This window comes from Streptomyces sp. NBC_00525 (assembly GCF_036346595.1).
In the GTDB taxonomy this organism is placed as follows: domain Bacteria; phylum Actinomycetota; class Actinomycetes; order Streptomycetales; family Streptomycetaceae; genus Streptomyces.
The window spans coordinates 2,636,026-2,660,927 of record NZ_CP107834.1; the positions used below are offsets into that span (position 1 = coordinate 2,636,026).

The 24,902-nt window shown below is 71.7% G+C and carries 29 protein-coding genes; 9 read left to right on the plus strand and 20 right to left on the minus strand.

Going from position 1 to position 24,902, the window contains the following annotated elements:
* Positions 1 to 137: 137 nt before the first annotated feature.
* Complete coding sequence (locus OG710_RS11705; RefSeq protein WP_330239280.1) at positions 138 to 434, plus strand: winged helix-turn-helix transcriptional regulator; 297 nt, start codon at positions 138 to 140, stop codon at positions 432 to 434.
* Positions 435 to 534: 100 nt separating this feature from the next.
* A complete protein-coding gene (locus OG710_RS31285) occupies positions 535 to 633 on the plus strand; it encodes a type II toxin-antitoxin system RelE family toxin (RefSeq protein ID WP_443064241.1) in 99 nt (32 codons plus the stop codon).
* Positions 634 to 667: 34 nt separating this feature from the next.
* Here the strand turns inward: OG710_RS31285 and OG710_RS11710 are convergent, their stop codons facing one another.
* The 5 genes from OG710_RS11710 to tgmA all read right to left on the minus strand — a co-directional run bounded on the left by OG710_RS11710 (position 668) and on the right by tgmA (position 4,379).
* Positions 668 to 1,273 (minus strand): hypothetical protein, encoded by a 606-nt coding sequence (locus tag OG710_RS11710; protein WP_330239281.1) that lies wholly within the window; start codon positions 1,271 to 1,273, stop codon positions 668 to 670.
* Between the two features lie 78 nt (positions 1,274 to 1,351).
* Positions 1,352 to 1,822 carry a hypothetical protein gene (locus tag OG710_RS11715; RefSeq protein ID WP_330239282.1) on the minus strand — a complete coding sequence of 157 codons (471 nt, stop codon included), beginning with the start codon at positions 1,820 to 1,822 and terminating at the stop codon, positions 1,352 to 1,354.
* 149 nt (positions 1,823 to 1,971) lie between these two features.
* The gene (gene tgmC, locus OG710_RS11720) at positions 1,972 to 3,165 is read right to left on the minus strand and encodes an ATP-grasp peptide maturase system methyltransferase (protein WP_330239283.1); all 1,194 of its coding nucleotides are present in this window, start codon (positions 3,163 to 3,165) and stop codon (positions 1,972 to 1,974) included.
* On the minus strand, positions 3,162 to 4,121 hold the full coding sequence (gene tgmB / locus OG710_RS11725) for an ATP-grasp ribosomal peptide maturase (RefSeq protein WP_330239284.1): 960 nt from the start codon (positions 4,119 to 4,121) through the stop codon (positions 3,162 to 3,164). Before tgmB ends, tgmC begins: the two co-directional genes overlap by 4 nt.
* 3 nt (positions 4,122 to 4,124) lie before the next feature.
* A complete protein-coding gene (tgmA, locus tag OG710_RS11730; RefSeq protein WP_330239285.1) occupies positions 4,125 to 4,379 on the minus strand; it encodes a putative ATP-grasp-modified RiPP in 255 nt (84 codons plus the stop codon).
* Between the two features lie 120 nt (positions 4,380 to 4,499).
* Here tgmA and OG710_RS11735 point away from each other — a divergent pair, with 120 nt between their 5' ends.
* On the plus strand, positions 4,500 to 5,603 hold the full coding sequence (locus OG710_RS11735; protein ID WP_330239286.1) for an XRE family transcriptional regulator: 1,104 nt from the start codon (positions 4,500 to 4,502) through the stop codon (positions 5,601 to 5,603).
* A gap of 18 nt (positions 5,604 to 5,621) precedes the next feature.
* Positions 5,622 to 6,203, plus strand: coding sequence for an HD domain-containing protein (locus tag OG710_RS11740; RefSeq protein WP_330239287.1), 582 nt, complete (start codon positions 5,622 to 5,624; stop codon positions 6,201 to 6,203).
* A gap of 30 nt (positions 6,204 to 6,233) precedes the next feature.
* Here the strand turns inward: OG710_RS11740 and OG710_RS11745 are convergent, their stop codons facing one another.
* A complete protein-coding gene (locus tag OG710_RS11745) occupies positions 6,234 to 7,064 on the minus strand; it encodes an LLM class F420-dependent oxidoreductase (protein ID WP_330239288.1) in 831 nt (276 codons plus the stop codon).
* Between the two features lie 139 nt (positions 7,065 to 7,203).
* Here OG710_RS11745 and OG710_RS11750 point away from each other — a divergent pair, with 139 nt between their 5' ends.
* Positions 7,204 to 7,929 carry a siderophore-interacting protein gene (locus OG710_RS11750; RefSeq protein ID WP_330242223.1) on the plus strand — a complete coding sequence of 242 codons (726 nt, stop codon included), beginning with the start codon at positions 7,204 to 7,206 and terminating at the stop codon, positions 7,927 to 7,929.
* A gap of 24 nt (positions 7,930 to 7,953) precedes the next feature.
* Here OG710_RS11750 and OG710_RS11755 read toward each other — a convergent pair whose 3' ends face one another.
* From OG710_RS11755 to OG710_RS11775, 5 genes are all read right to left on the minus strand, one after another.
* A complete protein-coding gene (locus OG710_RS11755) occupies positions 7,954 to 8,166 on the minus strand; it encodes a hypothetical protein (protein WP_330239289.1) in 213 nt (70 codons plus the stop codon).
* A 47-nt stretch (positions 8,167 to 8,213) separates the two neighbouring features.
* Positions 8,214 to 9,503: an MFS transporter gene (locus OG710_RS11760; protein WP_330239290.1), complete on the minus strand. Its 1,290-nt coding sequence runs from the start codon at positions 9,501 to 9,503 to the stop codon at positions 8,214 to 8,216.
* A gap of 155 nt (positions 9,504 to 9,658) precedes the next feature.
* A complete protein-coding gene (locus tag OG710_RS11765) occupies positions 9,659 to 10,435 on the minus strand; it encodes an ABC transporter permease (protein ID WP_330239291.1) in 777 nt (258 codons plus the stop codon).
* Entirely contained in the window at positions 10,432 to 11,394 is a 963-nt protein-coding gene (locus OG710_RS11770; RefSeq protein WP_330239292.1) for an ATP-binding cassette domain-containing protein, read from the minus strand. Before OG710_RS11770 ends, OG710_RS11765 begins: the two co-directional genes overlap by 4 nt.
* Positions 11,395 to 11,427: 33 nt before the next feature.
* Complete coding sequence (locus OG710_RS11775; RefSeq protein WP_330239293.1) at positions 11,428 to 12,096, minus strand: hypothetical protein; 669 nt, start codon at positions 12,094 to 12,096, stop codon at positions 11,428 to 11,430.
* Positions 12,097 to 12,359: 263 nt separating this feature from the next.
* On the opposite strand from OG710_RS11775, the gene OG710_RS11780 reads away from it, so the two are divergent.
* On the plus strand, positions 12,360 to 13,103 hold the full coding sequence (locus OG710_RS11780) for a helix-turn-helix domain-containing protein (RefSeq protein ID WP_330239294.1): 744 nt from the start codon (positions 12,360 to 12,362) through the stop codon (positions 13,101 to 13,103).
* Positions 13,104 to 13,146: 43 nt separating this feature from the next.
* Here the strand turns inward: OG710_RS11780 and OG710_RS11785 are convergent, their stop codons facing one another.
* Both OG710_RS11785 and OG710_RS11790 read right to left on the minus strand, forming a co-directional pair.
* Positions 13,147 to 15,066: an AMP-dependent synthetase/ligase gene (locus OG710_RS11785; protein ID WP_330239295.1), complete on the minus strand. Its 1,920-nt coding sequence runs from the start codon at positions 15,064 to 15,066 to the stop codon at positions 13,147 to 13,149.
* A 112-nt stretch (positions 15,067 to 15,178) separates the two neighbouring features.
* Complete coding sequence (locus OG710_RS11790) at positions 15,179 to 16,456, minus strand: acetyl-CoA C-acetyltransferase (RefSeq protein WP_330239296.1); 1,278 nt, start codon at positions 16,454 to 16,456, stop codon at positions 15,179 to 15,181.
* A 76-nt stretch (positions 16,457 to 16,532) separates the two neighbouring features.
* Here OG710_RS11790 and OG710_RS11795 point away from each other — a divergent pair, with 76 nt between their 5' ends.
* Complete coding sequence (locus OG710_RS11795; protein ID WP_330239297.1) at positions 16,533 to 17,852, plus strand: 3-oxoacyl-ACP reductase; 1,320 nt, start codon at positions 16,533 to 16,535, stop codon at positions 17,850 to 17,852.
* A gap of 4 nt (positions 17,853 to 17,856) precedes the next feature.
* A complete protein-coding gene (locus tag OG710_RS11800; protein WP_330239298.1) occupies positions 17,857 to 18,672 on the plus strand; it encodes a MaoC/PaaZ C-terminal domain-containing protein in 816 nt (271 codons plus the stop codon).
* Here OG710_RS11800 and OG710_RS11805 read toward each other — a convergent pair.
* From OG710_RS11805 to OG710_RS11830, 6 genes are all read right to left on the minus strand, one after another.
* Positions 18,662 to 19,282, minus strand: coding sequence for a TetR/AcrR family transcriptional regulator (locus OG710_RS11805; protein ID WP_111330277.1), 621 nt, complete (start codon positions 19,280 to 19,282; stop codon positions 18,662 to 18,664). The genes OG710_RS11800 and OG710_RS11805 overlap by 11 nt on opposite strands.
* Positions 19,283 to 19,437: 155 nt before the next feature.
* Positions 19,438 to 20,811 carry a dicarboxylate/amino acid:cation symporter gene (locus OG710_RS11810; protein ID WP_330239299.1) on the minus strand — a complete coding sequence of 458 codons (1,374 nt, stop codon included), beginning with the start codon at positions 20,809 to 20,811 and terminating at the stop codon, positions 19,438 to 19,440.
* Between the two features lie 443 nt (positions 20,812 to 21,254).
* The gene (locus tag OG710_RS11815; protein ID WP_330239300.1) at positions 21,255 to 21,509 is read right to left on the minus strand and encodes a DUF4229 domain-containing protein; all 255 of its coding nucleotides are present in this window, start codon (positions 21,507 to 21,509) and stop codon (positions 21,255 to 21,257) included.
* 134 nt (positions 21,510 to 21,643) lie between these two features.
* Entirely contained in the window at positions 21,644 to 22,168 is a 525-nt protein-coding gene (locus tag OG710_RS11820) for a GNAT family N-acetyltransferase (protein WP_330239301.1), read from the minus strand.
* A 99-nt stretch (positions 22,169 to 22,267) separates the two neighbouring features.
* Positions 22,268 to 23,431 carry an aminofutalosine synthase MqnE gene (gene mqnE, locus OG710_RS11825; RefSeq protein ID WP_111330267.1) on the minus strand — a complete coding sequence of 388 codons (1,164 nt, stop codon included), beginning with the start codon at positions 23,429 to 23,431 and terminating at the stop codon, positions 22,268 to 22,270.
* A 46-nt stretch (positions 23,432 to 23,477) separates the two neighbouring features.
* The gene (locus OG710_RS11830) at positions 23,478 to 23,933 is read right to left on the minus strand and encodes an Lrp/AsnC family transcriptional regulator (protein ID WP_199563897.1); all 456 of its coding nucleotides are present in this window, start codon (positions 23,931 to 23,933) and stop codon (positions 23,478 to 23,480) included.
* 132 nt (positions 23,934 to 24,065) lie between these two features.
* Between OG710_RS11830 and OG710_RS11835 the strand changes: the two genes are divergently transcribed.
* The gene (locus tag OG710_RS11835) at positions 24,066 to 24,203 is read left to right on the plus strand and encodes a hypothetical protein (RefSeq protein ID WP_199563898.1); all 138 of its coding nucleotides are present in this window, start codon (positions 24,066 to 24,068) and stop codon (positions 24,201 to 24,203) included.
* A gap of 10 nt (positions 24,204 to 24,213) precedes the next feature.
* Here the strand turns inward: OG710_RS11835 and OG710_RS11840 are convergent, their stop codons facing one another.
* Positions 24,214 to 24,879 carry a UbiX family flavin prenyltransferase gene (locus OG710_RS11840; protein WP_111330263.1) on the minus strand — a complete coding sequence of 222 codons (666 nt, stop codon included), beginning with the start codon at positions 24,877 to 24,879 and terminating at the stop codon, positions 24,214 to 24,216.
* Positions 24,880 to 24,902: the final 23 nt, after the last annotated feature.

Sequence of the window (24,902 nt, forward strand, 5' to 3'; positions counted from 1 at the left end):
CCGTCCAGTTCGTTTCGAAATCAGAAACGCCGAGTGGATGCTAGTGTTTCGAATAACGAAACGCAAGGACTAGGAGGGGTATGCCGACGCCGCGCCCAGGAACACCGGTTCGTGGATCGACGACCGGCCGTCCCCTCATGGCCGCGATGGACCTGTTCGGCCGTCGGTGGGCGCTGCGGATTCTCTGGGAACTGCGTGCGGGTCCGCTCGGCGCCCGCGCACTGCTGGCACGGTGCGAAGGGCTGTCGTCCAGCGTCCTCTACCAGCGACTCCGTGAACTCGCATCGAGCGGGATCATCGCCCCCTCAGCCGATGGCTACGAGCTGACCCGGCTGGGGACAGCACTCCGTGATGCCCTCCATCCGCTCGACGAATGGGCGATCACCTGGGCGCAGGAGCAGGGACACAACGATCAGGAGCCCACGGAGACGTGAAGGTCACGCCCGACCAGGTGGAGCGGTGATCTGACGGCCGCCGACTCGGGACACGGACTCACGCGGCCTGCCCCAAGGGGCCGCACCCAACGGCTCCGCCATGCGGCGCCGCATACACGTCGGACGCTACCGAGTGCTGTACGAGGTCATGGAGGCTCGGGTCACCGTCATCGTGATCCACGTCGGCCGCGTCGGCTGAACTCCTGGCCCCACACCGGCCGGCCCCGGTCCCCTCACCCCAGCCCGCGCTTCGCGCGCTCCGCTGCGGTCAGGGTTTCCAGGAGCTTCGCCGGGTCCACGTGGTAGTCGCGCTCGTCCAGGGCGTCGTAGTCACGGGTGGCCGGCGGCAGCCCCAGGGCGTCGAGTTGGGCGACGATCTGCCCGTACGCGAGGCGCTCGTCCGGTTCGTCCTGGTAGGCGGACTGTTCGGCGGCGGCGGCCTCGGTGAGGGTGGTGCCGCGCATGTGCCACAGGGTGAACTCGGTGTCGAGGCCGATGGGGCGCCAGGCCGGGGACGCGGGCTCGTCGGGGTGCAGCCAGTAGCCGACCCAGCCCATCCCGCCCTTGGCCACGAGCTTGACGTGTTCGGCCATCTGCGCGACGGCGGCGTTGACGGCCTGCATCTCCGGGGCCGCCAACTCCTCCTCGCTGAGGTAGTCGGTGTCCAGGAAGGGGTGGAGTTCGTCCGGCTCGAAGAACTCCAGGTCGAGCAGGCGCGCGAAGTCGCTCCGGCCCTCCCACTGCGCGATCAGCAGCGTGCGCAGATCATCCGGCACCGGGCGTCCGTCCAGCCGCTCCCGCGAGAACTCCGCGAGCTGTTCGTCGTACAGGGCGTCCACGTGGCCCCTCCTGTGGGGTCGGTCCTCGATGCTGCCGCCAACGTAACAGCGACCTCGGACAACGACCCCCGCCCCTGGTCAGGAGTAGGTCCAGCGCCAGGCGCTCCCGCTGTAGCTGCACTTGATCCGCGCCCCGGTCGCCGTGGTGGTCACCGCGCCGTGGTCGCCGCCCCGGCAGAACTGCCCGGCCCGGTAGCAGTTGCCCGCGTTGGACTTGATGGAACACGTGCCGGTGGCCTGGGAACCGCCGCCGCCGGACCCCGAGGAGGTCGCCCTGGTGACCCGCACCGTGACGGTCGGGCCGGGAACCTCCACCTTCTTCGTCCGGGTCACGGTGACCGTGGGCACCGGAGCGGGCGACGCGGTCTCGGTGGCCGTGGCGGTGGCGGTGGCGGTGGCGGTCACCGTGACCGTGGCCGCCGGCTTCGCACTCACCGTCGCAGCACCCGAGCCACCCTGCCCGGACTCCGAACAACCGACGGCCCCCAGAGCCAGCAGGGCCACCCCGCCGATCCACATCTGCCTGCGCCGACTCAACACCTTGCCCATGCGGTCCCCCCACACGTCTCGTCCCATTCCACGTCAAGCGAAGTGACCGTATTACCTCGAACGAGTTGTGGGGGAACCAAGGAGGATCAGTGACCCTATTGTGATCACCGCCAAGTGTTCTCAGTGGCCGGGGTGTACCACTGCGGACCTCAAAAGCCTTGTGTGTCCACAGACAGGAGAGGGTGGTGCCAGCGCAGCTGCGGGTGCCCGTCGATCCAGTACGTATGGGCCTCTCGGGTAACACGGAGCCGTACGTCGGTGATGTCGGCGCGGTTCGTGGCCTGCCACTCCGTAAGGGACTGCTCGATCGTGTCCCACAGCGCCACTGGCCCTCCCTGGCGAACCGTCCAGCCCCCACCGCTCTCCGTGAACGCGGCGAACGACTCACGGTCCGGGTCGAAGAGGTACAGCAACCGGCCTCCCTCCGGCGTGGTGGCGCGGATGAACCGCGCCCCTGGGGCGGCGAGTTGCGCGACGAAGGCCGGCATCCAGTCCTCCAGCAGTAGCGGGGACACCTTGGCCGCGCGTTCCGTTTCGGCGTAGGCGGTTCGGGCGGAAAGATCGCCGTCGATCGGTGCCTGCGCCTGGGAGCGGGCCTGCATGAACGAACTGCGGCCAACGATCCTGCCCTCGGCGGTCCCGTCCTCGGCGACCGTCACCTTCGCCAGCCCCGTCCCGTACCCCCATGTCCCGCCCACCGTGGCGAGGACAATGCCTCCTGACGCGGTCTGCCTGATCCAGGTGTACGGGATGCGGCGAACCGCGCACGTGGCGATGACGCGGTCGTACGGGGCGCGGCGGGGATGGCCGAGGAGACCGTCTCCGGTGACGGTCCAAGTCGAGTGTCCTGCGGTCTCCAGGGCGGCATCCGCTCGGGCTGCGACGTCCGTGTCCACCTCGACGGTGGTGACGTTGTCCTCCCCGAGACGGCTGCACATCAGGGCGCAGGAGTATCCGGTTCCCGTACCGATCTCCAGGACCCGGTGGCCGTCTTCCACATCCAGCTTCTCCAGCATGTCCACGACGGTGAACGGGGTGGTGGACGACGAGGTGGGGGAGCCGGACACGAGGTCGCTTACCTGGTCGGCGGTGAGGTGCCCGTCGAGCTGGGTTGTCAGGGACTCGTCGCGGTAGGCGATCCGCATCCACTCGGCCGGGGCAGTTCCCACGGCGGTCACGGGACGCCACCGACCGCCCTCCACGGGCAGGAAGACTCCAGGATTCAGGAACAACTCGCGCGGAACGGCCTCCACCGCCGCCCGCCAGCCGGGGTGGGTGAGGACCCCGGCCCGTGTCAGACGGGCGGCGAGGGAGTGGCGCTCGTGGAGAGTGTCGGCGGTCATGGGGCGGCTCCTTCGGTGAGCAGTGTGGCGAATGCGGCGGACATGGCGAGGCCGGTGGCTTCTTCCAGCCACCCCCACTGTCCGTTCGGGTTCAGCTCCAGCCACCAGAGGTCACCGGCACGGTCCACGGCGAGGTCGAAGCTCCCCGAGGCCAGTCCGAAGTGATCGAGGTAGGCGAGGAGCGCCTTCTCCGTCCGGCTGGGCAGGTTCACCACGCGGTAGGACAGGGCCGAGTAGTCCTTGCGCCAGTCGAGCAGCCCGGACTCGATCCGTACGGCGAACACCTCACCACCGACAACCAGCACGCGGAGGTCGGCCGCCTTGTCCACGACGGCCTGGAACAGGTGCGGCACCAGGGCCACGCTCGCGTCGATCTCCTCGGCGGTGACCGGATCGGCCCAGCCGGTGACGGGGACGCCGTCGCGTCGGCAGGGCGTCCAACGGAGGATTTTGAAGAGCACCTGGCCGTGGTTGTCGATGAAGGCTCGTGCCTCGTCCGGGTCGTTCGTGACCAGCGTCGGAGGGACGGCCAGCCCAAGGCGCTGGGCAACAGCGAGCTGAGCGGGTTTGTAGTCGGCGGCGGCGTTGCGCAGCGGATGGTTGACCCACAGCGGCCCGTCCAGGGCGTACAGGACCCCGCCGAGGCCGTACCGGACCTGAGCGGACGCGAACCGCGCTTCGTCCGCGCCGAGGTGATCGAAGGTGGGCCACACCGGGCGGCGCCAGTAGACCGACCGAACGTGGGTCAGGTCCACGGTCCTGGACGGAGTACGAAGCTGCCCGCCCACCGGGGCCGGGCAGCTTCCGAACCGGGCGGAGACCGTCAGGGCCGAGCCGATGTCGGCCGGGTTGAACCTGGTCACGGGTACGTTGCGCCGGCCCAGCTCGGCGATCACCATGTCGGCGGTCAGGTCGTCCGCCTCGGTCACCACCAGCACCGGCCTCTCGTCGGTCATCGGTCAGTCCTGCTGGGAGTCCTGGTCGTGGCCCTGGTCGTTCTGGGAGTCGCTGTTCGTGACCGTGCTCGTCTCGGTGCCCTTGCTGGTGCCGTGCTTGCCCATCTCGATCACGGTGCCCGTGTGGTCGGTGTAGACGCCGAGTTGCGTGTCGGGGTCGAGCACGACCGACGTGTGGGGGCGGCGGGTGACGGTCGGGTACGGGGTGAGCCTGCCGGCTCCCCAGGGACGCGTCACGGTCCCGGCTGCGGTGGACATCTTGGCCTCCTCGAAGACAGTGAGTGGTTGTTGCCGAATCCGAAGCTACGGTCGCGGCGAATCGAGTAGGACTGACTGTGGGTACGGGTTCGATGACCGAGCGCGTACGAAGGGGGTGGCATGGGGGCGGCGGAAGGTGCACGCGGGCGTGCCCGCACCGGCCTGATCGCCGGGTTCGTTCTGCGTGTGGCCCGAGAGAGTACGGCCGTCCACACGCAGGCCGGCATGGCGGAGGTGATGGGGGTCGATCTCGCCACGTGGCAAGGGTGGGAGACGGGGCGGCGGCCCCTGGTCAACGTGAAGGCCGGTGCGCTGCTCGACATCCGGCGCCGGTTGCTCGCGCTGGGCGCGGACCCGCGTGTCCTCCATCTCCTCGATCCCGCGATGGACGCGGACCGCGTCATCGCCGCGACGCTTCACCCGGATGTCAACGCCCGTCACCCCCTCGCACACTGGGTACACACGCGCGACACCGCCCACATGATCGCCTGGGCGCTGAACGGAACCGTTCCACCAACTCTCAGGCGCAGGGCGCCGGTCGGGCGCCGCGGCCCGGTCGCCAAGGCGCCGCTCCTCTCCACGCCCGACCGCGCCCTCTTCTTCGACCGTCTCCGGGAGACCGCCGAGTCCGCGTCGCGCACCGGGGACGACGGGTTGCTGCTGCACCGCCAGACCCTCTACCTCTGTTCCTACGACCGGACCTTGGAGGCCAAGACATGGACGGCGCACGCCCTGCACAGCCGCCGCGATCTGATCGCCTCCCATGGATGGACACCGTTCTGGGCCACATCGCGCTCAACTGCCACCGCACTGGCCAGGCTCGGCGATCGGCAGCCGCTCCTCGACTTCATCGAAAAGGGGCTGGCTGGTGATGACAAGGGCGAGACAGCAAACCTGAACTACTGGGCGTACTGGCTGGGTTCGATGCGGGAGCCACAATCGGACGACACGTTCATGCGGCACGGGCCGACCGACTGGGACCCCGTACGGCTCCTGCGCGGCCTCACAGACGGCCTCCACCGGGCTCCGGTGTACACGGATCTGTACGTGCACTCGCTATGGGCCCTGCTGACCACCAACCGATGGCTGCCACTGGCAGACCCCACCCTCGCTGCCGAACTGGCCACGTATTCCGGCCAACTCCTGGACCGAAGCGGGGTATCCCCGCGAGCTCGGCGGGAACTCAGCACAGTGCATTACGTTCTACGCAAGAACCGCACATGACACATCGGAGGCGCATTCATGGCGGACGCAGAGCAGGAGCAGGTCAAGGGGACCGCGGGGTTTCTGCTGGAGATGGGGATGCTCAAGCGCGCCAAGCGGAGCGGCTGGTGGATCGCCGGGGTGAAGGACCCCGAGACCATCGCGGAGCACAGCTTCCGGGTCGCGCTCATCGGCTCCGTGCTCGCCATGATGGAAGGCGCCGACCCCGCGAAGACGGCGCTCCTCGGCCTGTGGCACGACACGCAGGAGACCCGCGTCGGCGACATCCCGCACATCGGCCGCCGCTACCTCGAAGCCGCGAGCAACGAGAAGGTCACCGCGGACCAGGTGTCCGCCGCGCACCCCTCCGTGCGCGCCGGCGCCCAGCGGATCGTGGAGGAGTACGAGAACGGGGACTCCCCCGAAGTCGTCTGCGCGCATGACGCCGACAAGCTGGAATGCCTCATCCAGGCCGTCGAGTACCGCGAACAGGGCTGCGCGAACGTGCAGCCCTGGATCGACAGCAGCATCGCCAAGCTGAAGACGGCCTCCGCCCAGGCCCTCGCGGAGGCCGCGCTCACCATGACGTCGATCGAGTGGCAGCAGACGTACCTCCGCTGAGGCGCCCGGCCGGTGGTGCCGGTGGCGGGGTCAGAGGTATGCCGCGTACGCGTCCAGGGTGCGTAGTACCTCCGGTTCCCGTGTCGGGGGGAGTTGGAGGACCACCTCCTCGATGCCCAGGTCCGCGTAGTGGGACAGCTTGCCGGGGGTGGGGTTGACCGCGTACGGGACGACGTGGAGGTCCTTCGGGTCGCGGCCGGCGGCTTCCCAGGCCGTACGGAGGCGGGGGACGGAGTCCGTGAGGCCGCGGCCGCCGATGGGGAGCCAGCCGTCCGCCGTGCGGGCGATGCGGTCGAACAGCCGGGGGCCCTCCGCGCCGCCGAGCAGGGTGCGGGGGCCGCGCTCCCGGTGCGGCTTCGGGTGGGCGTGGCTGGCGCGTACGGAGCCGAACTCACCCTCGTACGCCGTGGGTTCGGACGCCCACAGGGCCCGCATCAGGGCCAGCCGCTCGTCGGCGAGGCGGCGGCGGGTCGACCAGTCCACGCCGTGGTCGGCGGCCTCCTCGACGTTCCAGCCGTAGCCGATGCCGAGGGTGAAGCGGCCGCCGGAGAGGTGGTCGAGCGTGGCGATCTGCTTGGCCAGGTCGATCGGGTCGTGCTGGGCGATGAGCGTGATGCCGGTGCCGAGGGTCAGCCGTTCCGTCACCGCGGCGGCCTGGGCGAGCGCGACGAAGGGGTCCAGGGTGCGGCCGTACTCGCGGGGCAGTTCGCCGCCCGCCGGGTAGGGCGTCTCGCGGCCGGCCGGGATGTGGGTGTGCTCGGGCAGATAGAGCCCGGCGAAGCCGCGCTGTTCGAGCTGGCGCGCCAGGCGTACCGGGGTGATGGTCTCGTCGGTGAGGAAGATCGTGGTGGCGATCCGCATGCGAAGGCACCTCCGTCGTTGTCCCGTGGCGCTCCAACGTATGCCGTTCCGCGCCGCGAAGCGGAGACCGCGCCCACCCGGAGCGCAAAACTTAGGTTAGGCTCACCTAAACAAACCGCCGATGCGGAGGGGTACGGTCATGGGGCACGGCTGGGAGGGCGTCGTCCTCAAGCTCATGCGGGGGCGCGACTTCACGTTCACCGTCACCGCGACCGAGCCGCCCGCCGGCGGCTTCCGGCGCCTCACCGTCACGGACGGCGGGCTGCTCGCCGCGACCGGCGGGGCGCACCCGACGATGTGGGTGCGGCTCTGGTTCGACCGGGCCGGCAAACCGCACCAGCGCGCCTACACCCTGGTCGACCCGGACCCGGAGGCCGGCGCCTTCACCCTGGAGTTCGCGCTCCACGAGGGCCCCGCCACCGAATGGGCGCTGGCGGCCCGGCCCGGGGACACGATCGAGGCCACGCTCCAGGGCACCGGATTCACCCTGCCCGAGCCGGCCCCCGCCCGGCTCTTCGTGATCGGCGACCCGGCCTCGCTGCCCGCGATCAACTCCCTGCTGGACGCCCTTCCGGCGACCCCGGCCACCGTCTGGTACGAGACCCCGCCCGGCGAGGACACCGAGCCGCCGCTGCGCCTGGTTCCCGGCCGCCACACGCTGCACCGGGTGGAGCGGCGGGGCGGCGCGCTGGCCGACGCGGTGCGGTCCGGGCTGCCGGGCCTGCTGGGCACCGATGCCTCGGACGCGTACGTGTGGATCGCCTGCGACACGACGACGACCAGGTCCCTGTCCGCGTACATACGCAAGGAACTGGCCGTTCCCAGGGAGCGCGTGCACGCCCTGGGCTACTGGCGCGCGACCTGACCGCCGCGCCGGGCGGGGCTCCTCCTACTCCTCCGCGCCGGCCTCGCGGCGGGGGCCGGGGAAGAGCAGCCGCGCGCTGCCCGTGACCAGGCCCAGGGACGCCAGCACGACGGCGGAACGCGCCCAGCGCATCCCGCCGTGCCAGCCCTGGGGGTCGCCCAGGGCCGCCCACAGCACTCCGGCCAGTCCGATCAGCAGCAGAAGCACACCCGAAGCACGACTCGGCGCAGTGTTCATGGGCCCATGATGACGTGGCCCCCGGCACCGGCACACCCGTATTCCGTTCAGCCGCTCGTGCGCGTCCCCGCTCCGCTCGCCGGGTCCCGCGCCTCCTCCATCGACGCCAACCGCGCGGCGCAGCAACGCCGTTGGACCGCCGCCAGTCCGGCCACCGCCGCGCCCAGGGCCAGCCAGCCCGCCGGGCCCGCGGCCATCACGACGCCCGTCAGCAGGGGCGGGCCCGCCGACTTCTGGATGGACTGGGACATGCCGGCCACGCCCAGATAGGCGGCGCGTTCGCCGGGCGGGGCGAGCAGGACGGCCAGTTCCCAGGAGCTGACCGAGCGCATCAGCTCCGCCATCGTGACCAGGACGGCGGCCACGAGCAGCACGACCGCCGCCGTCCAGGTGCCGGCGCTCGCCGCCCAGGCGGGCAGGGCGCAGCACACGCACATCAGGGCGCCGTACAGGCCGAGCGCCCGCACGGCGCCCCGCGGGCCCTCCGCCCGTCGGGAGACGGCGAGTTGGAGCAGGACGACGAGGACGGTGTTGATGACCAGGAACGCCGGGACGAGGGCGTGCGGGGCGGAGGTCTCGCTGACGAGCCAGAGCGGGAGGCCGACGCCCAGGATCGAGTCGTCCAGGTTCATCGGGATGTCGAGGAGCACGAAGCGGAGGTAACCCCGGTCCCGCCAGGGGCCCTTGGGGCTGACCGGCCCGCCTGCCGGGCGCGGCTCCCCGACCGTACGGGCGCCCGGCCCGCTCGTACGCCACACCAGCGCGGCGGCGACGACGAAGGAGAGGGCGTTGCCGATGATCAGCGCGCGGTACGCATCCGTCGTGCCGACCGCCAGGCCGAGCGCGGCGATCCCCGCGCCGAAGCCGTAACCCGCGTTGGACGCGCTGCGGGACAGCGCCTGGTACGCGGCTCGCCGGTCGCCCGCCGCGCGGGTGGCGAACAGCATCTCCAGGGTCTTGGCCGCCCGGTCCCCGAGGTAGGTCACCGCGACCACGACGAGCAGCGCCTCGAACCGCGTACAGACCAGCACCAGCGTGAGCGTCACCAGCCGCAGCAGATGGCAGCCGATCAGCAGAGTGCGCACGGGGAGCCGGCCGGCCAGGCGACCCGCGAGCGGGGAGCCCGCGATGCCGGCGACGCCCGCCGCGCCGAGCAGGACGCCGATCTGCTGGGCGCTCAGATGTGTGACGAAGGTGAGGTAGAGGACCGAGGAGGCCGCCCACAGCCCGGTGCCGGTGCGGTCCACCGCCAGCGCGCGCAGCATGATCCGGGCGTCCCGGCCACCCGGCGGATTCCTCAACTGGGCGAACAGCCCCGCCTCCCGGCGCTTCTCCACCGCCGCCCACCCCCAAGTATCTCGACATCAAGAGACCTACCGACGCGCGGTAGCCTGCCCGCACATTCTCTTGATGTCAAGATGCTTGAGGCCGAGATACATGCGGGAGCAGGCGGCGGGAACAACCCGCCGCCTGCTCTCCGGGACCGCCACCCCTACTTCGGGTCGCGGTTGAACTGCGCCCTGGACCAGAGGTATCCGAGGACGGTGAGCGCGACGCACCAGCCGGCCGCGAGCCACCCGTTGTGGCCGATCTCCGTGCCGAGCAGCAGCCCGCGCAGGGTCTCGATCGTCGGGGTGAACGGCTGGTACTCGGCGATCGGCCGGAACCAGCCGGGCATCGACTCCAGCGGGACGAACGCGCTGGAGATCAGCGGCAGCAGGATCAGCGGAGTGGCGTTGTTGCTCGCGGCCTCCACGTTGGGGCTGCCCAGGCCCATGCCCACGGCGATCCAGGTGAAGGCCAGCGCGAACAGGGCGAGCAGGCCGAAGGCGGCCAGCCACTCCAGGGCGGTGGCGCCGGTGGAGCGGAAGCCCATGGCGACCCCGACCGCGCCGACGATCACGACGCTCAGCAGCGTACGCAGAACGCTCCCGGCGACATGGCCGAACAGGACCGATCCCCGGTGGATGGCCATGGTGCGGAAGCGGGCGACGATGCCCTCGGTCATGTCCATCGTCACGGAGACGGCGGTGCCGACGGTGGTCGAGCCGATGGTCATCAGCAGGATGCCCGGCACGATGTAAGCGATGTACGCGTCCCGGCCGGCGCCGCCGCTCATGGTGTCGCCGAAGACGTAGACGAACAGCAGGAGCAGCATCACCGGGGTGAGCAGCAGGTTCAGCGTGAGCGACGGATAGCGCCGGGCGTGCAGCAGGTTGCGGCGCAGCATGGTCGCCGAGTCGCGGGCGGCGAGGGACAGGGTGCTCATCGGGCGGTCTCCTTGGACGGGGCGGGAGCGGCGGCGTCGGTGAGGGCGAAGAAGACGTCGTCGAGGTCGGGCGTGTGCACGGTGAACTCGTCGGCCTCGATGCCGGCGGCGTCCAGCCGGTCGAGGATGGAGCGCAGGATGCTCTGGGTGCCGTCGCCGGGGAGGCGCAGGGCCAGCGCCTCGTCGTCGCGGGCGGCGTCGGCGGCGAGGTGGCCGGCGGCCTCGCGGTAGGCGGCCGGGTCGCTGAAGCGGAGCCGGACGTGGCCGCCAGGGACGATCCGCTTCAACTCGTCGGCGGTGCCCTCGGCGGCGATCCGCCCGTTGTTCAGTACGGCGATGCGGTCCGCGAGTTCGTCGGCCTCCTCCAGGTACTGGGTGGTGAGGAAGACGGTCACGCCGCCGGCGACCAGGCCCCGGACGACCTGCCACATGTCGTGCCGGGAGCGCGGGTCGAGTCCGGTGGTCGGCTCGTCCAGGAAGATGATCCGGGGGGCGCCGACCAGCGTCATCGCGATGTCGAGTCGGCGCTTCATGCCGCCGGAGTAGGTGGCGGCGGGCTTCTTCGCCGCGTCGGTGAGGTCGAAGCGTTCCAGCAGCTCCGCGGTGACGCGCCGGCCCTCCGCCTTGGACAGGTGGTGCAGGTCGGCCATCAGGAGCATGTTCTCCTCGCCGGTGATCAGGCCGTCCACCGCCGAGAACTGGCCGGTCACGCCGATCGCCGCGCGCACGGCCCGGGGGTCCGAGGCCAGGTCGTGGCCGGCCACCGTGATCGGGCCGGAGCCGGGGCCGGGCGAGATGAGCGTGGAGAGGATCTTGACGGCGGTGGTCTTGCCGGCGCCGTTCGGCCCGAGCAGGGCGAACACCGTTCCGGCCGGGATGCGCAGATCGATGCCGTCGAGGACGGTCTTGTCGCCGTACGCCTTGCGCAGGCCGGTCACGGCGATGGCCGGGTTCGTCATGGGAGGGGCTCCTTCGGGGTGCGGGGAGGAGAGTCAGAGGCTCTGGGCGGTGATGTCGCCCTTGGTGGTGGTCGCCCTGATCGTCAGGACGGGCGAGCCGTCGTTGCGGAGGGTGTTGGCGACGCGGCCGAGCACGGTGCCGGCGTCGAGCACGGCCGCGACGCCGCGCGCCGCGCCGACCGTGATGTCGCCGAGCTGGGTGCTGAGGGTGAGGACGCCCCCGGTCGCCTCGTGCACGGTCACGTTGCCGCGCTGGGTGCTGAGTTCGCCGGGTCCGGTGAGGCGGCGGACGGTGACGGCACCGTCGTGTGCGGCGAGCCGGGCGCTCGCGGCCTCGTCGAGCTTGACCGAGCGGTAGCCGCCCTCGAAGACGACGTTCCCGAGGCGTCCGACGCCCCGGAACTCCGCGGCACCGGCCTTCGCCTCGACGTGCGAGCCGGCCGGGAGCTGGACGGTGATTTCGACGGAGCCGGTGTCGCCGAGGAGCCGGCTGCGCGGGCCCTTGGCGGTCCGGACGTCCAGGACGCCGTCCGCGTAGGCCACTTCGACGCGCTCGGCGGCCTTGGTGTCGCGGCTCCTGGCGGCGTCGGCGGGCCGTACCTCGACCACGGTGTCGGCGCGGTCGGCGGCGATGAACCGGATGTGGCCGGCGGGGATGTCGACGCGGGCGGTGATGGCGGCGGGGGTGTCGAACTTCGGCATGACGCGCTCCTTCTGCGGAGGCGAGTCCGGGTGACCCGCGCTTTCCGACAACAGAAACGCTACGTTGCATTCACCACTTCGGCAACGCACTTGTTGCATCAAAAGCCTGTAATCGCACGTCATTACAGGGAAGTTGGTGCAATCGTCTCGCGCGCAACGCAACGAGCAGGAGCAGGCTTCGTTGCAATGGATTGTCGGCGAACGCTATAGTCGGCACACCGGCCGCCCTGCGGCCGCACCCGCGCCACGAAGGAGGGGGCCCGATGCCGGGAGGCAGGCTCACCCAGCAGGAACGCCGCCGGATCGCCCGCGGTCTGGCGGACGGCCTGGCCTACGCCGAGATCGCCCGGCAGCTCGACCGGCCGACCTCGACCATCACCCGCGAGGTCACGCGCAACGGCGGCCCCGCCGGCTACCGCGCCGACCTCGCCCACCGCGCCACCGAGCAGCGCTCCCGGCGCGGGAAACCGGCCGCCCCCCGCGCCGCCCGCCCGGACGCCGCCCCGCAGCCGTACGGGCGGGACGCCGAGGAGGTGAGCGCGTACGAGGAGGTGCTCACGAACATGCTGCTGGCGTCGGGCGCGCCGCTGATGATGTCCCGGGTGCTGGCCGCCCTGAGCATCAGCGACTCCGGCAGCCTCACCGCCGGTGAACTCGCCGAGCGCCTGCGGGTCAGCCCGGCCTCGGTGTCCAAGGCGGTCGCGTTCCTGGAGACGCAGAGCATGGTCCGCCGGGAGCGCGAGGGGCGGCGCGAGCGGTACGTCGTGGACGACGACATCATGCACCAGTCGATGATGGCGAGCGCCCGCTCGACCGCCCAGCTCGCCGAGACCGCGCGCCGGGGCGTCCCCGTGCTCGGCCGGGACAGCCCGGCGGGCAACCGGCTGGAGAACATGGCCCGTTATCTGGACTTCGTCTCCGAGTCCATCGAGCGGGCCGCCGTGCAGGCCCGCGAGATCCTGCACACCAGGGCGCCGGGCCTCCCGGAGGAGGACGCCCCGGCCTGACGCGTACGCACGCGGGCCGGGGCCGGCCCCCGTACGGTTCGGCTCACTTGCGGTACAGCTCCTCGATCTCCGCCGCGAAGTCCCGCGCGATGGCGTCGCGTTTCAGCTTGAGCGACGGCGTCAGATGGCCGCCCTCCTCGGTGAAGTCGACCGGCAGGACCGTGAACTCGCGGATCGACTCGGCCCGCGAGACCAGCTTGTTCGCCTCGTCCACCGCGCGCTGGAGCGCCGTACGCAGCTCCTCGTCGCGCACGAGGTCGCGCAGCGGGATGTCCTCCTTCTTGCGCATCCGGCACCAGTGCGCGAGCCCGTCCGGCTCCAGCGTGATCAGGGCGGTGATGAACTTGCGGTTGTCGCCGACCACCATGCACTGGCTGACCAGCGGATGGGCGCGCAGCCAGTCCTCCAGCGGGGCCGGGGCGACGTTCTTGCCGCCCGAGGTGATGATGATGTCCTTCTTGCGCCCGGTGATCGTGAGGTAGCCGTCCTCGTCGAGCGCGCCCAGGTCCCCGGTCGCGAACCAGCCGCCGTCCAGCACCGGTACGGCCGTGCCGCTCGCCCCGTCCCAGTACCCCTGGAAGACCTGGCCGCCGCTGAGCAGCACCTCCCCGTCGTCGGCCAGCCGTACGGCGGTGCCGGGCATCGGCCAGCCGACCGTGCCCAGGCGGGGCCTGAGCGGCGGGGTGACCGTGGCGGCGGCGGTCGTCTCGGTCAGCCCGTAGCCCTCGAAGATCTCGATGCCGGCGCCCGCGTAGAAGGCGGCGAGCCGGCGCCCCAGCGGGGAGCCGCCGCAGATCGCGTACCGGACGTGGCCGCCGAGCGCGGCCCGGATGCGGCGGTAGACCAGCGGGTCGTACAGCGCGCGGGCGGCGCGCAGCCCGAGGCCGGGTCCGGGGCCGGTGCCGTGTTCGGCGGCCTCGACGGCCCGGCCGTATCGCTGGGCGATCCGGGCGGCCCGGTCGAAGGAGGAGGCGCGCCCCATCTTCTCGGCGGTGGCCCGGCCCGTGTTGTAGACCTTCTCCAGGACGTACGGGATCGCCAGCAGGAACGACGGTTTGAACCCGGCCAGGTCGGCGAGCAGGTCCTCCGTCCTGATGGAGGGCGCGTGGCCCAGGCGGACGCGGGCGCGCAGACAGCCGATGGCGACCATCCGGCCGAAGACGTGCGACAGCGGCAGGAACAGCAGGGTGGCCGCCGGGTACTTGCTGACCGACTTGAACACCGGGTGCAGCAGTTCGATGGCGTTGTCCACCTCGGCGAAGAAGTTGCCGTGGGTCAGGACGCAGCCCTTGGGGCGGCCGGTGGTGCCGGAGGTGTAGATGAGGGTGGCCGGGGTCTCCGGGGCCAGGGTGGCGCGGCGCTCGGTGACCAGGGCGTCCGGAATGTATGCGCCGCGCTTCCGGAGCCGGTCGAGCGCGCCCGTGTCGAGCTGCCAGAGGTGGGCGAGCGAGGGCAGGTTCCTGCGTTCCTGGCTGACGGTCCGGCCCTGGTCGGCGGTCTCGACCGCGCAGGCGACGGCCCCGGAGTCCTGGAGTATCCAGCGGGCCTGGAGGGCGGACGAGGTCGGGTAGATGGGGACGGTGACCAGTCCCGCCGCCCAGGCCGCGAAGTCGAGCAGGGTCCACTCGTAGGTCGTACGCGCCATGATCGCGAGGCGGTCGCCTGCGCGCAGCCCCTCCGCGACGAGGCCCTTGGCGACGGCCAGCACCTCGGCGGCGAACTCCGCCGCCGTCACGTCCTGCCAGCCGCCGTCCGGCTGCTTGCGGCTGAGGACGGCGTCGCCGGGGGCCTCGCGGGCGTTGTCGAACGGGATGTCGGCGAGCGAGCCGCGCCGGACGGGCGGCGCGAACGCCGGTACGGAGACCTGCCGGACGGCGCCTCGGGCGTCGCGCACGAGCGTCGGCTCGACCAGGGCGGGGACGGCGTGCGCGGTCGCGGGGGACGGGGTGGGTGGCGTGGACACGTGCGACTCCTGGACTTCGGGGACGGGCGGTTCACCGGGGGGACGGCCGTGCACGGGTGGGGGGTGCGGGTGGGGGCATGCGCGGGTGGGGGGGCGCTGGTGGTGGGCGGGCTCACGCCCGTTCGAGGATCGCCGTGACGCCCTGGCCACCGGCGGCGCAGATCGAGATCAGCCCCCGGCCGGGCGCGTCCCGCTCCGCGAGGAGCTTGGCGAGCGTGGCGACGATGCGGGCGCCGGTCGCGGCGAAGGGGTGGCCGGTGGCCAGCGAGGACCCGGCGACGTTGAGCCGGTCGCGGTCCACGGGCGCGAGCCCCTGCTTCTCCCAGGCGGCCAGCGTGGCCAGCACCTGCGAGGCGAACGCCTCATGGACCTCGACCAGGTCGAAGTCGTCCATGGAGAGCCCGGCCCGCTCCAGGAGCCGGGGCACGGCGTACGCGGGCGCCATCAGCAGCCCGTCCTCGCCGTTCACGTAGTCCACCGCGGCCGTCTCGTACAGCGAGAGGTACGCCTGCGGCTCCAGGCCGTGCGCGGCGGCCCACTCCTCGCTCGCCAGCAGCACGGTCGCGGCGCCGTCCGTGAGCGGCGTCGAGTTGCCCGCGGTCATCGTCGCGCCGGGCCGGTCCGTGCCGAACACCGGCTTGAGCGCGCCCAGTTTCTCGACGGTGGAGCCGGGTCGCAGGTTCTGGTCGCGCTCCAGGCCGCGGTACGGGACGACCAGGTCGTCCAGGAAGCCCCGGTCGTACGCGGCGGCGAGCCGCTGGTGGCTGGTGGCGGCGAGCAGGTCCTGCTCGGCGCGGCCGATGTCCCACTTCCGGGCGGTGAGCGCCGCGTGCTCGCCCATCGAGAGCCCGGTGCGGGGTTCGGCGTTGCGCGGGATGTCCGGGACGAGGTGGCGGGGGCGTACGCCGGTGAGGGCCTTCGCGCGGGCGCCCGCCGACCGGGCGCGCCGGACGGACAGCAGCAGCCTGCGCAGTTCGTCGTTGACGCCGAGCGGGGCGTCGCTCGCGGTGTCGGTGCCGCCGGCGATCGCGGAGTCGATCGCGCCGAGCATGATCTTGTTCGCGGCGCCGATCACCGCCTGGAGGCCCGTGCCGCACGCCTGCTGGACGTCGTACGCGGGGGTGCGCGGGTCCAGCCGCGAGCCGAGAACGGTCTCGCGGGCCAGGTTGAAGTCGCGGCTGTGCTTGAGGACCGCGCCCGCGGCGAACTCGCCGATCCGCTCGCCCCCGAGCCCGAACCGCTCGACCAGGCCGTCGAGCGCGGCGGTCAGCATCTGCTGGTTGGACGCCTGCGCGTAGGGCCCGTCGGAGCGGGCGAAGGGAATGCGGCTGCCACCGATGACCGCGACCCGGCGGGGCTGCGGGAGTGCGAGGGGAATCAACTCGACCAACTCATCTCGACCAGCTCCTGACTCTTGAGTAACCTTACTCCGGAGTAAATCTACGACCGAGCAGGGAGTCTGGACAATGGCCGACCGCTATCTGCACCTGACCGGCACGGCACCCGGCAAGTTCCTCACCCGGAAGCTCGGACTCCCGCAGCCCGCCCGGCTGCGCCGCTGGACCCTGGAGACGCCGACGCTCATCGGCCCCGTCGTCCACCTCACCGCCGGAAAGTCCGCGGTCACCGAGGAGCTGGCCGCCGTCCTCACCGCCACCGGCCTGGAGGTCACCGCCCGCGCCGACCGGCCCGCCGCCCTCGTCCTGGACGCCACGGCCGTACGCGACGCGACCGGGCTCGCCGCCGTGCACGCGGCCCTCCACCCGGTCGTCCGCTCGCTGGCACCCGGCGGCCGGATCGTCGTCACCGGCGTACGCCCCTCTCCCGACGACCACCACCAGGCGGCGGCCCAGCAGGCGCTGGAGGGCTTCGTCCGCTCGCTCGGCAAGGAGATCGGCAGGGGCGCCACCGTGCAGCTGGTCCGCGTCGACCCGGCCGCCGTCGCCTCCGCCGAGTCCACGCTGCGCTTCCTGCTCTCGCCCCGGTCCGCGTACGTCAGCGGCCAGGTCATCGAGCTGACCGCCGCCGCCCCCGACCCCGTCACCGACTGGGCCGCCCCGCTCGCCGGCCGCACCGCCCTGGTCACCGGCGCGGCGCGCGGCATCGGGGCCGCTGTCGCCTCCGTACTGGCCCGCGACGGCGCCCGGGTCGTCTGCCTGGACGTGCCGCAGGCCCAGGAGGAGCTGGTGCGCACCGCCGACCGCCTCGGCGCCACCGCGCTCCCCCTCGACATCACCGCCGGCGACGCCGCCGCACGCATCGCGGCCGCCGCCCCGGCCGGCCTCGACGTCCTCGTGCACAACGCCGGCATCACCCGCGACCGCCGGCTCGCCAACATGCCCGCCGAACGATGGGCCCAGGTCATCGACGTCAACCTGGACAGCGTCCTGCGCACCACGGACGCGCTGCTGGAGGCGGGCACGCTCAACCGGGGCGGCCGGATCGTCGCCACCGCCTCCATCGCCGGCATCGCGGGCAACAACGGCCAGACCAACTACGCGGCCAGCAAGGCCGGGATCATCGGCCTGGTCCGCTCGCTGGCCCCGCGCGCCGCCGCCGGCCACGGGGTCACGGTCAACGCCGTGGCGCCCGGCTTCATCGAGACGAAGATGACCGCCGCCGTCCCCCTGTTCATCCGCGAGGCGGGCCGCCGGATGAACTCCCTCGCCCAGGGCGGCCTCCCGGTCGACGTGGCCGAGACCACCGCCTGGTTCGCCCAGCCCGCGTCCGCGGCCGTCAACGGCCAGGTCGTCCGGGTCTGCGGCCAGAGCCTGCTGGGAGCGTGACCCGGTGACGAGCCTGACCCTCTCGCTGGTCCGGGGCGCCGTCTCCGCCCCCTTCAAGCGCCCCGGCCGCCCCGGCGCCACGCTCCCCGCCGGCCGCGCGCACCGGCCGGCCGCCCCCGCCGCTCCCGGACCGCTGGCCGCCTACCGCCGGATCTGCGGCTTCGCGGCGGACGGCCCGCTGCCGGTGACGTACCCGCACGTGCTGGCGTTCCCGCAGGCCATGCGGCTGATGACCCGCCGCGGCTTCCCGCTCCCGGTGACCGGACTCGTCCACACCTGGATCGAGATCGACGCCCACCGCACCCTGCGGCCCGAGGACCCCCTGGAACTCACGGTGTACGCCCGCGAGCTGGCCCCGCACCGGCGCGGCACCGAGGTCACGATGGTCACCGAGGCGCGCCTGGCGGGCGCACTCGTCTGGGAGTCCCGCAGCGGCTACCTCTCCCGGCACGCGACGCGCACCGAGGAGCCGCCCCGCGCGGACCCGCCGCCGCTCCTGCCCGCCGTCGCCGAGTGGCGGCTGCCCGGCAACCTCGGACGCCGGTACGCGGCGGCCTCCGGCGACCGCAACCCGATCCACCTCCACCCGCTCACCGCCCGGCCGTTCGGCTTCCCGCACGCCATCGCCCACGGCATGTGGACCGTCGCCCGCTGCCTGGCCGCCACCGAGGACCCGGCCGCCCTCCGCACCGTCCGCGCCGACTTCCGCGCCCCGGTCCCACTCCCCACCACGGTCACCTACGCCACCGAGGGCACCGCGTTCCAGCTACGCGACGGCAGGAACGGCGACCGCGTCCACCTGACGGGGACTACGGGCTAGGCACCTGCCAGGAGCGGCCGTTCATCAGGTTCTCCAGGCCCGCCCAGGAGAAGTTCATCAGGGTGGCCGCCGCCTCGTGGGCCGAGATGCCCGGAGTCTCGTTGGCCCAGCCGGCCAGCGACTCCGCGGCGCCCACCAGGGCCTGGGCCAGTCCGGCCACGTCCCGGTCCGGGAGCGCCCGGTCGTGGTGCGCCTCGCGGGCGGCGGCGCCGATGAGACCGGTCACGAAGGCGACGATCTCCTCGCGCATGGCGTGCACCTCGGTGGCGAACGGCTCGCCGTGCGTCCGGGCCTGCCGGTAGAGCACCGCCCAGCCGTCCTGGTTCTCCGCGGTGTGCGTGAAGAACGCCTGGAGCCCCTGCCAGAGCTGGCGGTCGGCCGGGAGGCCCGGCTCGGCGCCCGCCCGGACCGCTTCCAGCAGGGCCCGCGCCTCGCGCCGGATGCAGGCGGTGAACAGCTCGTCCTTGGAGTTCAGGTAGAGGTACACCAGCGGCTTGGACACCCCGGCCAGCTCGGCGATCTCGTCCATCGAGGCGGCCCGGTACCCGCGCTGCCCGAACGTCCGGACCGCGGCGTCCATCATCTGCCGCTCCCGCACCGCCCTCGGCATCCGCTTGTTGCGTCCCGCACTCACGTCGACTCCTCCCGCCCCCCCGGCACTACTCCTCGGTAAGGGTACGGGGCGCGCCGGGCCCCGTCGTACGCCGCACGGCCGAGGGCCCCTCCTCCGCGGGGAGAAGGGGCCCTCGGGCGCGTATGGCGTGGTCAGACGGCTGCCGGGACGCGCTCCGGCTCGGCGGCCGGTGCCCCGGTGCCCGCCGGCTCGGCGTCCTTCGGCTCGATGTCGTCCACCGGGGAGGCCGAGGCCGCGTGGTAGGCGTCGAGGTCGAGGATCTTCTCGCGGGCCGAGACGATCACCGGGACGAGCGCCTGGCCGGCCACGTTGGTGGCGGTCCGCATCATGTCCAGGATCGGGTCGATGGCCATCAGCAGGCCGACGCCCTCCAGCGGGAGGCCCAGCGTGGACAGGGTCAGGGTCAGCATGACCGTGGCGCCGGTCAGACCGGCGGTGGCCGCCGAGCCGATGACCGAGACGAACGCGATCAGGAGGTAGTCGCCGATGCCCAGCTGCACGTCGAAGATCTGCGCGATGAAGATCGCGGCGAGCGCCGGGTAGATCGCGGCGCAGCCGTCCATCTTGGTGGTGGCGCCGAACGGGACGGAGAAGGAGGCGTACTCCTTCGGGACGCCGAGGCGCTCGGTGACCTTCTGGGTGACCGGCATGGTGCCGACCGAGGAGCGGGAGACGAACGCGAGCTGGATCGCGGGCCAGGCGCCCTTGAAGAACTGAAGCGGGCTGACCTTGGCGACGGTGGCGAGCAGCAGCGGGTAGACGCCGAACATCACCAGCGCGCAGCCGATGTAGACGTCGGCGGTGAACGTCGCGTACTTGCCGATCAGGTCCCAGCCGTAGTCGGCGATCGCGTAGCCGATGAGGCCGACGGTGCCGAGGGGGGCGAGGCGGATGACCCACCACAGGGCCTTCTGCAGCAGCTCCAGGACCGATTCGCTGAGGGTCAGGATCGGCTGGGCCTTCTCGCCGAGCTGGAGGGCGGCGATACCGGCGACGGCGGCCATGAAGACGATCTGGAGCACGTTCAGCTCGGCGAACGGCGTGATGACGTTGTTCGGGACGATCCCGGTCAGGAAGTCGAGCCAGGAGCCGGCGTGCTCGGGGAGCTTGCCGTCCCGGGGGGTCAGGCCGGTGCCGGAGCCCGGATTGGTGACCAGGCCGATCCCGAGGCCGATGGCGACGGCGATCAACGAGGTGATCATGAACCAGAGCAGGGTGCGGGTGGCCAGCCGGGCGGCGTTGTTGACCTTGCGCAGGTTGGTGATCGACACCAGGATCGCGAAGAAGACCAGGGGCGCGACGGCCAGCTTCAGCAGCTGGACGAAGATGTGGCCGATCTTGTCGAGCGTGGTGTAGAGCCAGTCGATGTCCTGGCTGCGGGTGAGCCAGCCGAGCAGGACGCCGAGGACGAGACCGGCGACGATCTGGGCCCAGAACGGGACCTTGGGTATGCGGAAGCCGGAGCCTGCGGGCTTCTCGGCGGTGGACGCGGGGTTCGCGGACACGGACACACTCCAGATGTGACGCATCGGGACGCACGGGGACGGTGTGCGGAGGGGGACGGGGGTGCGGCGCCCGCGTCAGGGCAGAACCCGGAGGGCGACGCCGCTGCATGTGCCGGAATCAGACGTTGCGGCAACAGACCGCGGACATACAGCGGCAGAGATCGACATGCAGGCGCTCCACGAGCGGGGTGCCCGTGGCAGATCGGAGGCGCACAGCAGTCTTCATGCCGAACACGTTAACACTTGAACTTTGAGAGCCTCAAAGGTCTTCTTTGGTACAAGAGAGCGCTCCCAGCCCCCGCGCGGCCGGCCGGAGCCCCCAACTCCGCCTGGATACACGAAAAACCCCAGTACAGGAGCGGTTGCTCCTGCGCCGGGGTTCGACGGGAAAAGAAGCCGGGATGTGAGGTAACTTACGCCGTTCTTACGGGGTGACGGCGTTGTTACGGGGTGACGCCGTCCTCGCGGGTGCGGTTGGCCTCCAGGCGCGCCTTGGCCCGGCCGACCGAGTCGACGATCTGCTCGGACATCTCGTCACGCTGCTTGCGCAGCACGACGAAGCTGAGCGGCGCGGACAGCACCAGGGCGAGCAGGATCACCCACACGAGGTTGGAGCCCCCGACCCCGGACGGCACCACTCCGAAGTGGACGGCGACGGCCGCGATGACGAAGCAGCCGACGAAGATGCTGAGACGCATCGCGGTGTACCGGATCGTTGCGCTCGGCTTGGCAGCGGACACAGCTGGCCTTCTCTCTACGTACGACAGTCCTGCCCGACCAGTGAAGCATGCCCCGCAATCGATCGATTCGCAGGGCCGCGTCCCGGCGGTGCTCAGAGCAGCGGCAGCAGCATCGTGATGTCGTCGCGGTCGTCCCCGTCGGCCACCCGGATCGCCCCCGGAACGCGTCCGACCTCCTTGTAGCCGCAGGCCGCGTAGAAGCGGTCGGCGCCCGTGCCGCCCCGGCAGGTGAGCCGGAGCGCCTCGATGCCCTCGGTGGCGCGGGCCGCGTCCGCGACCACCTCCATCAGGTCCCGGCCGTACCCACGGCCCTGGTGACGGGGGTGGACCATCACGGTGTACACCCACAGCCAGTGGCGCATCAGCCGGTGCGTGTTGCGGGCGAGGAAGGCGGTGGCGGCGACGGCGCCCTCCGCGTCGTGGCCGACGACCAGCCGGGTGCGTCCCTCGGTCAGCCCGAGCTGGTGCTTCAGCAGCTCGGGCCGTACGTCCTCCTCCGACACGGGCGGTACGAAGCCCACCGCGCCGCCGGCGTTGGACACGTCGACCCAGAGCGCGACGATGCCGTCGCCCAGAGGCGCGTCGAAGGGCGGATCGACCACAAAGGTAAGACTCATAACCGCAGATTAACTATTACCAGCACGCGGCACAAGAAAGCTCCGGCCGGGGACGGTGGCCGGAGCTCTCGTACGCGTGGCGCCGCGCGGCGCGCCGGGTCAGACCCGCATCGGCTGCGGCGACTCGCGCCGCTCCGCGTCCGGTCCGGGGTACTCGCGGATGATCTCGTACCGGGTGTTGCGCTCCACCGGGCGGAAACCGGCGTCCCGGATCAGGTCGAGCAGATCCTCGCGGGTCAGCTTGTTCGGCGTGCCGTAGTTGTCCGCGTCGTGCGTGATCTTGTACTCGACGACCGAGCCGTCCATGTCGTCCGCGCCGTGCTGGAGGGCGAGCTGCGCGGTCTGCACGCCGTGCATCACCCAGAACACCTTGACGTGCGGCACGTTGTCGAACAGCAGCCGGGAGACGGCGAAGGTTTTCAGCGCCTCGGCGCCGGTCGCCATCGTGGTCCGCGCCTGGAGCTTGTTGCGGACCTTGCCGTCCTTCATGTCCACGAAGTCGTGCTGGTAGCGCAGCGGGATGAAGACCTGGAAGCCGCCGGTCTCGTCCTGGAGCTCACGCAGCCGCAGGACGTGGTCCACCCGGTGCCGGGGCTCCTCGATGTGCCCGTAGAGCATGGTCGCCGGCGTCTTGAGCCCCTTCTCGTGGGCGAGCCGGTGGATGCGCGACCAGTCCTCCCAGTGCGTCCGGTGGTCCACGATGTGCTGGCGGACCTCCCAGTCGAAGATCTCCGCGCCGCCGCCGGTCAGCGACTCCAGACCGGCCTCGATCAGCTCGTCCAGGATGTCCGATGCGGACATGCCGGAGATCGTCTCGAAGTGGTGGATCTCGGTGGCGGTGAACGCCTTGAGGGAGACCTGCGGCAGCGCCTCCTTGAGCGCGCTCAGCGAGCGCGGGTAGTAGCGCCACGGCAGCGAGGGGTGCAGCCCGTTGACGATGTGCAGCTCGGTGAGGTTCTCGCCCTCCATCGCCTTGGCGAGCTTCACCGCCTCCTCGATGCGCATGGTGTACGCGTCCTTCTCCCCCGGCTTGCGCTGGAAGGAGCAGTACGCGCACGAGGCGGTGCACACGTTGGTCATGTTGAGGTGCCGGTTGACGTTGAAGTGGACGACGTCGCCGTTCTTGCGCGTACGCACCTCATGGGCCAGCCCGCCGAGCCAGGCCAGGTCGTCGGACTCGTAGAGCGCGATCCCGTCCTCGCGGGTCAGCCGCTCACCGGCCCCGACCTTCTGCTCCAGCTCGCGCTTGAGTCCCGCGTCCACCAGTGCGCCTCCATGTCTTCCGTACCGGACCCGCCCCACCGTACGCCTAGGCGGGCTCGGGCAGCTCTCCGACCCGGTTCTCCCACTTGGTGGAGAGCACGATGGTGGTACGGGTGCGCGAGACGCCCTTGGTGCTGCTCAGGCGGCGGATGGTCCGCTCCAGGCCGTCCACGTCGCCGACGCGCACCTTGAGCATGTAGGAGTCGTCGCCCGCGATGAACCAGGCGTCCTCGATCTCCGCGAGGTCCTTGAGGCGGTGCGCCACGTCCTCGTGGTCGGCGTCGTCGGACAGCGAGATGCCGATCAGCGCGGTGACCCCGAGGCCGAGCGAGGTCGCGTCCACGGTGGCGCGGTAGCCGGTGATGACCCCGGCGGATTCCAGCCGGTTGATGCGGTCGGTGACGCTGGGCCCGGAGAGCCCCACGAGCCGTCCCAGCTCGGCGTACGAGGCCCTGCCGTTCTCCCGGAGGGCCTGGATGAGCTGCCTGTCCACCGCGTCCATATGACTGAAACCTTCCATTGTTCAGCAGTACCGCAAGTCTACGTGTAGAATCTAAGGCGTGCAGGCATTAGAGCCTGCAAATCTTCTCGCACAATCAAAAACCGCTTACGAATCTTCAGGAGTGACTGCCCCGTGTACACGATCGAGATGGCCTACGCCCGGATGCGCGAGCTTCAGGACCTGGCCAACCGCTCGCGTGCCCACCACCCCGCCGCCGCCCTCCGGCTCGACCGGGCCCGCGGCCCGCGCCGCGCCGGCAAGAAGCGCTGACCCGGCCGGATCAGCCACCGGAGCCACCACCGAGCTCCCCCTCCCAGCGGCGGTACAGCCGGTGCGGCACCCCCGCCGCGTCCAGCACCCGCCCGGCGACGAAGTCCACCAGATCCTGGATGTGCGTCGCCCCCGCGTAGAAGCCCGGCGAGGCGGGCAGCACGACCGCGCCCGCCTCGTCCAGGGCCACCAGCTGCTTCAGCGTCGCCCCGCTCAACGGCGTCTCGCGCACCGCGACCACCAGCTTCCGCCGCTCCTTGAGCGTCACGCCCGCGGCCCGCTGCAACAGGTCCTTCGACAGCCCGAGCGCCACCCCCGCCACGCACGCCGTGGACGCCGGCACGATCAGCATCCCCTTGGCCGGGTACGACCCGGAGGACGGCCCCGCGGCCAGATCGCCGGCCGCCCAGTGGCGTACGCCGGACACGTCCACGTCGAAGGTGTGCGGCTTGCCGTCCGCGCCCCGCGCCAGCCAGGCCGCCAGGTCCTCGCGCCAGTGCGCGTCCCGGTAGGCGATCCCGGTCTCGTCCAGGAGCGTGAGCCGCGAGGCCCGGCTCACCACCAGATCGACGCTCTCCCCCGCCGCCAGCAGCCCCCGCAGCACCGAGGCCGCGAAAGGGGTGCCCGAAGCGCCGGAAACCCCGACAATCCAAGGCGAACGCGGCGACTGACTCACTGAAGACCCGGAATCCACACCAC

Excerpts from the sequence above, each read along its gene's own strand:
- OG710_RS31285 (WP_443064241.1), top strand. The coding sequence starts at position 535 with ATGCGGCGCCGCATACACGTCGGACGCTACCGAGTGCTGTACGAGGTC.
- OG710_RS11715 (WP_330239282.1), bottom strand. The coding sequence starts at position 1,822 with ATGGGCAAGGTGTTGAGTCGGCGCAGGCAGATGTGGATCGGCGGGGTG.
- tgmB (WP_330239284.1), bottom strand. The coding sequence starts at position 4,121 with ATGACCGACGAGAGGCCGGTGCTGGTGGTGACCGAGGCGGACGACCTG.
- OG710_RS11735 (WP_330239286.1), top strand. The coding sequence starts at position 4,500 with ATGGGGGCGGCGGAAGGTGCACGCGGGCGTGCCCGCACCGGCCTGATC.
- OG710_RS11740 (WP_330239287.1), top strand. The coding sequence starts at position 5,622 with ATGGCGGACGCAGAGCAGGAGCAGGTCAAGGGGACCGCGGGGTTTCTG.
- tgmC (WP_330239283.1), bottom strand. The coding sequence starts at position 3,165 with ATGACCGCCGACACTCTCCACGAGCGCCACTCCCTCGCCGCCCGTCTG.
- OG710_RS11745 (WP_330239288.1), bottom strand. The coding sequence starts at position 7,064 with ATGCGGATCGCCACCACGATCTTCCTCACCGACGAGACCATCACCCCG.
- OG710_RS11705 (WP_330239280.1), top strand. The coding sequence starts at position 138 with ATGGCCGCGATGGACCTGTTCGGCCGTCGGTGGGCGCTGCGGATTCTC.
- OG710_RS11780 (WP_330239294.1), top strand. The coding sequence starts at position 12,360 with ATGCCGGGAGGCAGGCTCACCCAGCAGGAACGCCGCCGGATCGCCCGC.
- OG710_RS11805 (WP_111330277.1), bottom strand. The coding sequence starts at position 19,282 with ATGCCGAGGGCGGTGCGGGAGCGGCAGATGATGGACGCCGCGGTCCGG.
- OG710_RS11820 (WP_330239301.1), bottom strand. The coding sequence starts at position 22,168 with ATGAGTCTTACCTTTGTGGTCGATCCGCCCTTCGACGCGCCTCTGGGC.
- OG710_RS11750 (WP_330242223.1), top strand. The coding sequence starts at position 7,204 with ATGGGGCACGGCTGGGAGGGCGTCGTCCTCAAGCTCATGCGGGGGCGC.
- tgmA (WP_330239285.1), bottom strand. The coding sequence starts at position 4,379 with ATGTCCACCGCAGCCGGGACCGTGACGCGTCCCTGGGGAGCCGGCAGG.
- OG710_RS11795 (WP_330239297.1), top strand. The coding sequence starts at position 16,533 with ATGGCCGACCGCTATCTGCACCTGACCGGCACGGCACCCGGCAAGTTC.
- OG710_RS11770 (WP_330239292.1), bottom strand. The coding sequence starts at position 11,394 with ATGACGAACCCGGCCATCGCCGTGACCGGCCTGCGCAAGGCGTACGGC.
- OG710_RS11775 (WP_330239293.1), bottom strand. The coding sequence starts at position 12,096 with ATGCCGAAGTTCGACACCCCCGCCGCCATCACCGCCCGCGTCGACATC.
- OG710_RS11830 (WP_199563897.1), bottom strand. The coding sequence starts at position 23,933 with ATGGACGCGGTGGACAGGCAGCTCATCCAGGCCCTCCGGGAGAACGGC.
- OG710_RS11815 (WP_330239300.1), bottom strand. The coding sequence starts at position 21,509 with ATGCGTCTCAGCATCTTCGTCGGCTGCTTCGTCATCGCGGCCGTCGCC.
- OG710_RS11755 (WP_330239289.1), bottom strand. The coding sequence starts at position 8,166 with ATGAACACTGCGCCGAGTCGTGCTTCGGGTGTGCTTCTGCTGCTGATC.
- OG710_RS11765 (WP_330239291.1), bottom strand. The coding sequence starts at position 10,435 with ATGAGCACCCTGTCCCTCGCCGCCCGCGACTCGGCGACCATGCTGCGC.